We start from the raw sequence: 12,121 nt of genomic DNA on the forward strand, positions 1-12,121 counted from the left end.
CGACCTCTTCTTCAGCGACGGCACGCGCATCGGCGTGACGGGCATCCCGGACAACGGGGATCCCAAAGTGGTGGAATTCGCCCCCAAACGTGTCAGATGGGTGCGCTTCGTCGCCAACGACGCCGTCGGCTCCCATATCGGGCTCTCCGAAATCGAAGCTTTCCCGCCCGCCGAAGCCGGAGGCGATTTCGTGTCGCAGGTCGACCCGTTCATCGAAACGACCAAGGGGCGTTATTTCTTTTTCATCACGGGCAACCAGCCCTTCGGCATGATAGGCGCGGCGCCCCTGACGCGCAACCGCAACCAGTACGGCGGCGGATACAACTACAACACGACCGAGGTGCTGGGCTTCCCGCAGATACACAACTGGGTGCTGGCCGGGCTCACGCTGATGCCCACGACCGGCAATGTCGATCCCACGCGCGGCGAACGACACTGGAAATCGGCATTCCTGCACGAGGACGAAATCGCTCAGCCGGGCTATCACCGCCTTTTCCTGAAAGATTACGGCATTTGGGTCGAGCAGACCGCGACCGACCGCACAGGGCTCTACCGCCTCACCTTCACGCACGACGCCGAAGCCGACCTGCTTATCAACCTGGGCGGCTACCTGGCCTCGACGACCATGCGCAACGCCCGCGTGCGCCGCGTCGGGGAGCAGGAAATCGAAGGCAGTTTCGACACGTACGGGCGCCATTGGGGCGGCCCCGAGAACGTCAAGGTCTACTTCGTCGTGCGCTTCGACCGGCCTTTCGACCGCCTCGACGGCTGGGCCGACAGCTGCCGCTATTACGGCATCGACACCCTCGCGGGCTCTTCGGCGATCACCCGGCGCCATCCGCGCGAGGAGTTGAGCTACCTCGACTCCCCCACGTCGGGCGTTTCGGCGCATTACGCCGTCCGCACCGGCGACCGCATCCATGTCCGCACGGCCGTCTCCTACGTCAGCACGGACAATGCCCGGGAGAACCTCGAACACGACGCTTCGGCCGGGGAGGAGTTCGATGCCGTACGCCGCAGCGCCCAAAAGGAGTGGAACGAATGGCTGGGCCGCATCGAGGTCAGGGGCGGCACGCAGCAGCAGCGCACGAAATTCTATACGGATCTGTGGCACGTGCTGCTGGGACGGCATAAAATCGACGACGTGAACGGCGAATATCCCGACCTGACGCAGGGCGAGCGCTACCGCTCCTTCACCCGCAACATCCGCCCCAAAACCCGCACGCTGCCCCGCGACGAACGGGGCGACGTCCTGCACCACATGTACAATTCCGACGCATTCTGGCTCACGCAGTGGAACCTGAACATCCTCTGGGGACTGGGCTGGCCGGAGATGCTCGACGAAATGTCGGCGTCGCTCATCCGCTATGCCGACAACGGCGGACTGATTCCCCGCGGCCCCTGCGCCGGCGGTTACACCTATATTATGTCGGGCTGTCCCGCCACCCCGCTCATCGTGTCGGCTTTCAACAAGGGGCTGCTGACCAAATGCGATCCGATGCATGCTTTCCGGACGATGCAGCGTAACCACATGCCTGGCGGCATGCTGGGTATCGGGGAGTTCTACCTCGAATCGGGGTACCAGCCCGGACGGGCCGGCATGACAATCGAATCGAACTTCCAGGACTGGGCCCTCTCGCAAATGGCACGGCGCCTCAATCTGGGCGGGGAGGCCGCCGCGTTCGGCCGCCGCTCCGAGGGATGGCGCAAACTTTACCGTCCCGAACAGCAGCTGCTCTTCCCCAAAGACGAGCAGGGCAACTGGCTGCACGACGATCCGCTCAAGGGCACCGGCTGGATCGAGGCCAACTCCTGGCAGGCGACATGGGGCGTTTCGCACGGACTGCGGGAGCTCGCGGCCCTGATGGGCGGAAACGACAAGTTCTGCGAAAAACTCAATTATGCCTTCGAACAGGCCGCGCCGGAGGATTTCGTATTCGGCTACGGGAAAGGCTACGTGAGTTACGCCAACCAGCCCGGCTGCTCCAACGCCCACGTATTCAGCTGGGGCGGAAAGCCGTGGATGACGCAGTACTGGGTACGCCGCGTAAACGAGCAGGCCTACGGGGCGACTACACCCGACCGCGGCTACGGCGGACACGACGAAGACCAGGGACAGATGGGCGGCGTTAGCGCCCTGATGTCGCTCGGGCTGTTCAGCACGCGCGGCACGGCGGCGGCGCACCCCGTATACGAGATTACCTCGCCCGTTTTCGATGAGGTGACAATACGCCTCGACAAACGCTATTACCCCGCCGACCGTTCCGACCGGTTCGTAATCCGCACGTACGGCAATTCGGCGGAAAACGTCTATATCCAGCGGGCCCGGCTCAACGGCCGCACGCTGAAAACATTCTGGTTCCCCCACGAGGAGTTCGCCCGCGGCGGTGTGCTCGAGTTGTGGTTGGGGCCCGAGCCCAACAAACGATGGGGCACGGCGGGATTTCCCGAATAAAAAACGCCGTAGCACACATGCATGGGCGCATCCGGTCAGCGGATGCGCCCGTTTGCGTCAAACCGCCAGCATGTTTATACAAACACGAAGCATGAAAACGGCGAGAACCGGGCCGCGGCACGAAAAATCGCGGGGTCATTATGCATACCCCTGAAAAACCCGCCCGCAGGCAACAGCGGGCTTCGGCACTTATGCAGCCTTTAACTTCGGACATTTCATCCTCCATAAAGTCCGAAACATCCACCGGCCGGACATGAAAAATAATCGAAAAAACAACCGAAAAAAGTTGCATTTTAAAAATCTATATTTAAATTTGCAGTACGCAATAATGTTCAGACATTATGAAAAATGTTCAAATGTTAATCGAAAAGCTCCAGTTCAACAACCTAAACTTTTAAACCATGAAACATTTTTACCCAAACATTTTCGCAGGCAGGCTCCTTCGGAACAGGCTGCCGGGCGTAATGCGGGGCGGACTCGTCCTGACATTGTCGGCCCTGCTGCTGCCTGCCGCGGCGGAAGCATCGGAAACTAACGGCGGCACGACGGCCGGCACCACCCAAACCGACGGGAGGGGGGGGGAAATCCGCTATGCCGTATCCGGCGTCGTTAAAGATGCGCACGGCGATGCAATAGCCGGCGCCTCCGTCGTAATCAAAGGCACTTCCCGCGGTACGCTGACCGACAGCAACGGACATTACACGCTCGAAGGCGTAAAGGCGGGCGATTTGCTCGAAATCTCGTTCCTCGGCATGCTGCCCCAGACCGTAATAGCGAATGCGGGACGCACGACGGCCGACGTCGTACTCCCGGAAGATACAATCGGCCTGGAAGACGTCGTAGTAACGGGTTACACGACAATGAAACGAAAAGACATCACGGGTTCCGTAGCATCCATCTCCTCCGACCGGATTGCCCGCATACCCGCATACAACATCACCACTGCCCTCACAGGCATAGCCGGCATCCGCATGGACGGCGGTTCGATCCGCATCCGCGGCACCCGTTCGCGCAATGCGAGCAACGACCCGCTGATCGTCCTCGACGGCATCACCTACGATGAAACCCTGGCCTCGATCAACCCGGGGGACATCGAATCCATCGACGTACTGAAAGACGCATCCTCGACGGCCATCTACGGCGCACGGGGTGCCAACGGCGTTATCCTGATAACCACCAAGCAGGCGAAGCTGGGCAAGACGGTGGTAACCTACGACGGGTTCGTGGGTGCCGGCGTCAACAACCGCGGTTCGCTCGACGTGATGGACGCCGACGAATACATCGCTTTCCAGCGCGAGGCGAGCCGGGCCGCAGGAGTGTGGCACAGCGAAGCGGACGACGCAAAGGCATTTTTCGGCGTCGAGCTGGCAAACATGGGGAAGGTGAACACCGACTGGATGGGCAGCAATTACTTCAACAAAAAGCGCCTGTGGACGAGCCACTCCCTGACCATTTCGTCTGCGACAGACAAGAGCGCCTACAAAATCGCATTCAACTACAAGAACGAAGACAAACGCTACAAGAATGCCGGGAACGACCACTTCTACCTGACCGCCGACCTTTCGCACAAGGTGCTTCCGTTCCTCAAGGTGGGACTTTCGAGCCGCGCCTACTACATCGTCAAGAACGACAAGCCGGACATGTTCAACCAATTCCTGCATATGTCCCCGCTCACGGAAATCAGGAATGAGGACGGCAGCTACAACGTCTATCCCTTCGGCGACCCGTTCGTGAAGAACCCCTATATGAACGAGAGCGACGACGTCTACAAGGACAAGACCGAAGAGTGGAAGCTCTTCCTGCGTTTCTTCGCACAGATCGACCTGGCCAAAGGCCTCACGTTCAACACCAACTTCGCATACAGCCCCGCCTTCTCGTCGCGCGGCTATTACTACGACAACCGTTCGGTGTCGTATACCGACGAGCGCAACGTCGCCTTCATGCACAACAACCGCAAGGCCGACTGGGTATGGAACAACGTACTCAACTACAAGCGCGCGTTCGGCAAGCACAATATCGACCTGACGGCCGTATACGAAATGCAGAACCGCCAGACAGTCAACGCATCCATGTCGGGCAAAGACCAGGAGTCGCCCGCCTATCTCTGGTACAACATGAGCCGCCTGACCGACTCGAAAACGCTCTCGTCGGGTTTCGTCCGCCAGCAGATGGTGTCGGTGGTGGGCCGCGTGCAGTATTCCTACGACGACCGCTACATCGTAACCGCATCGTTCCGCGAGGACGGGGCCTCGCAGCTGTCGGCAGGGCACAAGTGGGCGTTCTTCCCCTCGGCGGCCGTCGCATGGCGCATTTCCGAAGAGGCGTTCATAAAGGACGTGGAGTGGATTTCGAACCTCAAACTGCGCGCCTCGTACGGTATGACGGGCAACTACTCGATCGCCCCCTACGCCACGGCAGGCACCCTGCACGGCAAATACGCCAATTTCAACGGCGGGGAAACGCACCGTCCGGGACTGGAGCCCGAAACCCGCCCGACACCCGACCTGGAGTGGGAGCGTAACAAGATGCTCGACATCGGCCTCGACTTCGGATTCCTCAAGGGACGCATCCACGGTACAATCGACTATTACGATTCGAAGAGTTACGACCTGCTCTACCTCAAGGTGCTTCCCTACACCTCGGGATTCAACAAGGCGTGGACGAACATCGGCGACACCCGCAACCGCGGATGGGAGGTAAGCCTTTCGACCGTTCCCGTGCAAACGAAGGATTTGCACCTGGGCGTGAACCTCTCGTATTACCGCAACAAGGAGGAGCTGGTGCGCCTGCAGGATCCGAACATGAAAGAGGACATCAGCAACGGCCTGTTCGTAGGGTACCCGGTCAACGGCGTGCACTACAACTACAAGCAGGTGGGCATCTGGCAGGAAAACGAAGCCGACCTGGCTGCCATCTACGGGCAGAAACCCGGCGAGGTGAAAATCGCCGACCTGGACGGCAACGGTAAAATAGACGGCAACGACCGCATGATTCTCGGCACGACGCGCCCCGACTGGGTGGGCGGCCTGCAAATCAATGCGGAGTGGAAAAACATCGACTTCTCGATCGACGTATACGGGGAGTTCGGCTCACTGGCCCACGACGGACGCAGCACGAGCGAGTGGGCGAACCAGCTGGGGCGCTGGAACACCTACAAAATCGACTACTGGACACCCGAAAAACCGTCGAACCGCCATCCGCGCCCGGTCGAAGGGCAGTCAATCAAGTACCTCGACGCGACGGGATATTACAAGAACAGCTACGTCAACATCCGCAACATCACGCTCGGCTACACCCTGCCCAAGGCATGGATGGGACGCGTGGTGAAGAAAACACGCTTCTACGTGACGATGAACACGCCGTGGCGCTACAGCCAGCTCCAGAACACGGGCGGCATCTCGTGGTGGGAGTCGTTCTATATCTTCGGCGCAAATGTCCAGTTCTAACCTAAAATCCGAAAACCGAATATGAAAAAGATATTTATCCTGTTCGCTGCGGCCCTTGCGGTCGGCCTGACCGGATGCGTGAGTTTCCTCGAGGAGGAATCCTACGGTTCGACGACCGAACTCTTCAAGGAAGAGAACGGCATCAAGGCTCTGGTATACCAAAGCTACACCAAAATCAACAACCTCTACGGCGGCGACGGACAATGGCCGCTGATGACCGAGCTGGGTACGGACATCTACCTGCGCGGCAAGAACCAGGGCGACGTGGGACTGTGCGACTACTACGGACTGGACGCCACAAACGGCAACGTGACCTGGCTGTGGAACCACTGCTACAAGGCACTCTCCAACATCAACATGTTCTTCGAAACCATCGACGAAACACCCTTTGCCGACGAAAGCGAGAAAGATCAGTATAAAGCGGAGATGCATGTCATGCGCGCCCTGTTCCTCTGGATTATCACCGAAACCTGGGGCGATACGTACCTGCCGATGTCCACCGACGAAACCGAAGGAACGGAAGCCCGCCGTTCGCCGCGCGCGAAATTCTACGAGGAGATCATCGGTTCGCTAAAAACGGCCATCGGACTCTTCCCCGACACGCGAACAACGGAATCGGGCCGTATCGACATGCCTGCCGCAAAAGCGTTCCTCGCCCGCATGTACCTCTACGACGAACAGTGGGACGAAGCGGCCGACATGGCATCGCAGGTAATCGATCACTACGGGCTCGAACTCTGCCCCAGCCTCAAAGACCTGTGGGCCGACGACAAGACCAACAAGGAGTTCATCTGGACGACGGAATTCACCGACGACGACGCATTCCGGCAGGCCAACGGCTACTGGTCGTGGTACGCCATGTACATCGACCGTTTCCCCGGCGTGCAGACCATGCTCAAATGGACGGGATACGGCGGCTGCCAGGCAATTCCCTCGCCCTACTTCATGGATTTGTTCGACCGCGACGCCGACAGGCGCTGGAGCGACCTGCACCAGTGGGTATGGTACTACAACGACCCGGAGGACGACCGTTCGGCATTCCCGCTCAACCAGTGGCGCGAATACATCGACACGGCACTCTACCTCTGTCCCGACGTCCTGCCGCTGGCCGAGCACAAACGCATGGAGAAGACTTTCACCGTCTTCGACCGCAACGACATGTTCGACAAGGACGGCATTCCGCAGGATCGCTGGACGTTCATCGGCATGACCAAATTCTACGACCACACCCGGCCCGGCAACATGTCCACGCTCTCCGACCGCAGCTACCCCGTAATCCGGCTGGGCGAACTCTACCTGATCCGCGCCGAGGCACGTATCCGCAGCACGACGGCCCAGGACCTGGAAGGAGCAGCCGCCGATATTACCGAACTGCGCAAACGCGCCGTCAACCACGAAAAACCAGAGTACGAAGAGGCCATGAAAGTCACCGAGGCGGACATGACGCTCGATTTCATCCTCGAGGAGCGGGCCCGCGAGCTTTTCGGCGAATGGCAGCGCAGGCTCGACCTGAAGCGTTTCGGCAGGCTTATCGACCAGGTGAGAATCTATAACCCCGACGCGAAAAACAACATCAAGGATTACCACATCGTCCGGCCCATACCGCAGACGCAGTTCGACGGCATGCCCGACTGGACGACGCTGGGACAAAACGACGGTTATTAATCAATAATTTGCTAACTTTACGAACGACTATGAAACGCATACTGAAAAATTTCGCCGCCGTGCTCTGCGCCGCACTGATATGCTGTGCATGCAGCGACGACGACTACACCGAAGCCCACCGGTCGCTCATCGCACTGATCCGACAGGCGGAAACACTCGTCGCCGAGTCGGTAGAGGGAATCGAAGAGGGCGACATCGCCCCCGGGTCGAAGAAAATATTGCAGACACGTATCGACCAAGCCTACTACATCATGAACAACACCTCGCGGGAAGAGGGCTACCAGAACGCCTGCAAGCAACTCGAAGAGGCGATAAAGGCTTTCAGCGGGAACATCGTCAAGGCGGGGATTCCCTATTTCAACGCAGGCTCGAAAATGAACCTCGGCCCCGCCGGCGACTGGAACCTCACCGAAGAACTGACCTGGGAGATGAAAGTGCGCTTCGACGAATTCGCGACGGGCGACCAGAACATCATCTCCTGCGAGCAGGGAAAAGGCGCCATCATGATTCGCAACAACGGTGCGAACCTGCAATTCTACGTCAACGACGGAGGCTGGAAAGGCGGCACCTGCTGCAAAATCGAACTCAACAAATGGTACCACATAGCCGCCACCTACAAGGCCAACGTCGGGATGCACTTCTACCTCGACGGGCAGCCGGTGAAGAGTTTCACGTGCGGCAAGGCCATCGTGGAGCCCACCTGCAACCTGCAGCTGGGAACGGCGCCATCGTACTCGAACCGTTACATGCGCGGCAACATCCAGCACGTTTCAATCTGGGCGGACGTCCGCACCCCGGAAGAGGTGGCGGCAGACACGGCCTGCAACTTCACGGGGTCGGAAGAGGGGCTGGAGGCCTACTGGCCCCTGACGCTCAACGTCGGCGCGGAAATCACCGACAAGACCGGCAACCGCGTGGCCAGGATGACCGACATCACATGGAACGATCCCGAATAACAACCCACTCGATATGAAAAAAACAAGAATTTTAATCCTGACAATCCTGGCAGCCCTGACATGCACCGGCCTGCGGGCGGGCACCTATCGGCACCCGGTCTGGGAAATCGGCCGCAAAGACGGCTCGGCAGCGGAATTCGCACTCTACGACGGGGCGTATTCCGACCTGACACGCAAATTCCCCGGCGCATTGGCCGCCTGCGAGGCCGGGCACAGCACCCCCGCAGAAATCCCCTACATCCTCCCGGGGCCCCAGGACGGATGGGCCGGAAACAACCGCGGCACGCTGCTGCTGCGCTTCGGGGCCGACAGGCAGGCCCCGCAGGCCGCGATGCGGCTGACGCTCTACCTGGTCGAATCGCAGGCCGCATCGCCGGCGACGCTCGAAATCCAGGCAGGCGATTTCCGCACGACGGTACGCGCGCCGAAAGGGGAAAACACCGACTTCCCCGATAACAAGCGCACCACGGCCCGCGACCTGAAAATCGAGGCCGACATACCCGCCGGGACTTTCCGGGCCGGGGAAAACATGCTCACCATCCGCAACATCGCCGGCAGCTGGATCGTACTCGACGCCATCGTGCTCGAAGCCGACCGCAGCGTGAAGTGCGTACGTCCCGGCGACGGGGCCTGCATCGTCGGCAGCGAATCGAAACCGGGGTTGGTGTACGGCCGCACCAAAGAGGAGCTGCGGCACCCCGTGACGGTAAGCCTCATCAACTGGGGCAAACCCCGCCGCGCGAGCTGGAGCTACGACGGCACGCCGGGCGGCACGGTCGAGCTGGCAAGGGGCATGAACACGGTTGAAATGAACATTCCCGAGGGATACGCCGGACGCACGGTGAAGCTGGAAGTACGTCCGCAACGCGGCGAAACGCTGTCGACCGAGGTGAAAATCGCCCCCGCCGCCAAGTGGACGCTCTACCTGGTGCAGCACACCCACACCGACATCGGCTACACCAAGCCCCAGACCGAGATCCTGACCGAGCACCTGCGCTACATCGACTACGCCGTCGAATACTGCGACCTGACGGCCGACTATCCCGAAGACGCGAAATTCCGCTGGACGTGCGAAGCGTCGTGGCCCGTGCGCGAGTGGTTGCGCATACGCCCCCAGGAGCAGGTGGACAAATTCATCAAATACGTCAAAGCGGGCCAAATCGAGGTGACGGCGATGTTCTTCAACATGTCGGAGCTGTCGGGAGAGAACAATTACAAGACGTTCCTCGAACCCGTGACGCGCTTCCGCGAACTGGGACTGCCCATCGAAACGGCCATGCAGAACGACGTGAACGGCATCGCATGGTGCCTGGCCGACTACCTGCCCGACCTGGGCGTGAAGTATTTCTCGATCGGTTCGAACAACCACCGCGCCCTGATACCTTTCGACCGGCCGACGCTCTACCGCTGGGAGTCGCCCTCGGGCAAAGGCATGTTGATGTTCCGCGGCGACCACTACCACACCGGAAACTCATGGGGCATCCAGACCGGCGACATGGCGCGCGTGAGCAACGGGATCTTCGCCTACATCGACCGGCTCGAGAAGAGCGGATACCCCTTCCCGCTCATCGCCGTGCAGTATTCGGGGTACCTGACGGACAATTCGCCCCCGTCGATGCGCGAATGCGACCTGATACGCGCATGGAACGACCGCTATGCATGGCCCAAACTGCGCAGCGCCACGTCGCATGAATTCCTCGAACGCATCGACCGCGAACACGGCGGCGAGCTGCCCGTCTACCGCGCCGCCTACCCCGACTGGTGGACAGACGGGTTCGGCTCGGCAGCCCGCGAAACAGCCGCCTCGCGCAAGACGCAATCCGACCTCATCACCATCGAAGGCATGCTTTCGATGGCCGGAATGGCCGGGCTCGGCCAGACCGACGGCACCCACGACGAGCTGCGCCGCATCCATGAAAACCTCCTCTTCTACGACGAGCACACGTTCGGCGCCGCGGAGAGCATCCGCAACCCGGGATGCGAGAATTCGCAGGTGCAGTGGGCCGAAAAGGGGTCGTACGCATGGGAGGCGCTCAAGAGCACGCAGCTGCTTTACGAGGACGCCGCAGGCCGGCTGCAAGGCAAACTCTACCGGTCGACGCACCCGACGCTCACGCTCTTCAACCCGCTCGGCTGGCAGCGTTCGGAGCTGACGACCGTGTATATCGACTTCGAACTGATCCCGGAGGGGCGCGCTTTCCGGATCGTCGACGCAGAGGGTAAAAGCCTGCCCGTGCAGCCCATCCGCTCGCGCCGGGAGGGCCGCTACTACGCCATCTGGGCGGAAAACATCCCCGCAATGGGTTACAAGACATTCGAAATCGTACTCGACCCGGGCAAGGCCGCCGAGCCGCAGCGTTCGGAACTCGCCGGCAACAGCCTCGAGAACGACTTCTACCGAATCGGATTCGACCCGGCGACGGGAACCGTTTCGTCGCTCTACGACAAGCAGCTCAAAGAGGAGCTCGTCGACCCGGCCTCGCAGTGGAAACTGGGAGCGTTCATCTATGAATCGCTCAACGGCGACCGGAACCAGATGGAGCGCAAGGTATTCGACAATTACCGCCGCTCGACGCTTTCCAACGTACGGTGCCCGGGCGTAACATCCGGGGAGATCTACCGGAGCGTACGCTTCAGCGGCAAGGCCGAGGGATGCGACGAACGTCCCGGCGTGCAGCTCGAAATACGCCTCTACAACGACGTGAAGCGCGTGGAATTCTGCTACGATTTCGTTCGCAAGCCCGAAACCGACCCGTCGGCGATTTACGTCGCCATGCCGTGGCTGCTCGAAGGCGGCGAACTCATCTTCGACGTACCGGGAGGCACCGTCCGCTCGGGCACGGACCAGATTCCCGGAACGAGCGCTTCGTGGAACACCGTCCAGAATTTCGTCGCGGCACGCAACGACCGGGCGCAGATACTCGTAAGCAGCGACGCCGTGCCGCTCTACCTGCTCGGGAAACTGCTCGACGACCCCTACCGCCAGCCCCGGACTTACGAAAAACCGCACGTGTTCCCCTGGCTGATGAACAACTACTGGACGACGAATTTCCGGGCTTCGCAGGAGGGCGAATTCAAATGCTCGTTCGTCGTCAGTTCGACCGCCGACACGGCCAACTCCGCGGCATCGCGGTTCGGGTGGAGCACCCGCGTTCCGCTCTATGCGCGCGTGATGCCCGCGGCAACGGCTGCGAACGGACAGCAGCGCGAACGGTCGTTCCTGCGCACGGGATGCGACCACGTGCTGATAACCTCGTGCACACCGACGGCCTCGGGCGAGGGCATACTGCTCAACCTGCGGGAAACCGACGGACAGGCGGCGACGTTCAGCCTGCTCGATGCCGGAGGCCGCGCCCTGCCCATCGAAACGGCCGATGCGACCGGACGCGTGCTGAACGAAGGCAAGGTGACGGCACTGACGCTGAAACCCTACGAAAACCGTTTCGTCATCGTGAAATAACCGAGCGGAACGGCCGGCGGGCAAACGTGCCGCCGGAGCGAACGAAGAGGAGTGTCCCTTTACGGGGCGCTCCTCTTTCGTTTCGGGCGGCGCAAGGCCGGCCGGGGCGGGGTTCGCCCGCCCGCTGCGGGCACAGCAG

At 60.7% G+C, this 12,121-nt stretch carries 5 protein-coding genes; all 5 read left to right on the top strand.

What is annotated here, in order from left to right:
* A partial coding sequence (locus tag QZT71_RS10590) for a GH92 family glycosyl hydrolase (protein WP_295915883.1) occupies positions 1-2,455 on the top strand: 2,455 nt, incomplete at its 5' end.
* Between the two features lie 401 nt (positions 2,456-2,856).
* Complete coding sequence (locus QZT71_RS10595) at positions 2,857-5,901, top strand: TonB-dependent receptor (protein ID WP_295915885.1); 3,045 nt, start codon at positions 2,857-2,859, stop codon at positions 5,899-5,901.
* 21 nt (positions 5,902-5,922) lie between these two features.
* Positions 5,923-7,566, top strand: a complete 1,644-nt coding sequence (locus QZT71_RS10600) for a RagB/SusD family nutrient uptake outer membrane protein (protein WP_295915886.1) — start codon at positions 5,923-5,925, stop codon at positions 7,564-7,566.
* A 29-nt stretch (positions 7,567-7,595) separates the two neighbouring features.
* Positions 7,596-8,522, top strand: a complete 927-nt coding sequence (locus QZT71_RS10605) for a LamG domain-containing protein (RefSeq protein ID WP_295915889.1) — start codon at positions 7,596-7,598, stop codon at positions 8,520-8,522.
* 13 nt (positions 8,523-8,535) lie between these two features.
* Positions 8,536-11,982, top strand: a complete 3,447-nt coding sequence (locus tag QZT71_RS10610) for a glycoside hydrolase family 38 C-terminal domain-containing protein (RefSeq protein ID WP_295915892.1) — start codon at positions 8,536-8,538, stop codon at positions 11,980-11,982.
* Positions 11,983-12,121 lie beyond the last annotated feature (139 nt).

Origin of the sequence: uncultured Alistipes sp. (assembly GCF_902388705.1) — a bacterium.
GTDB lineage: Bacteria > Bacteroidota > Bacteroidia > Bacteroidales > Rikenellaceae > Alistipes.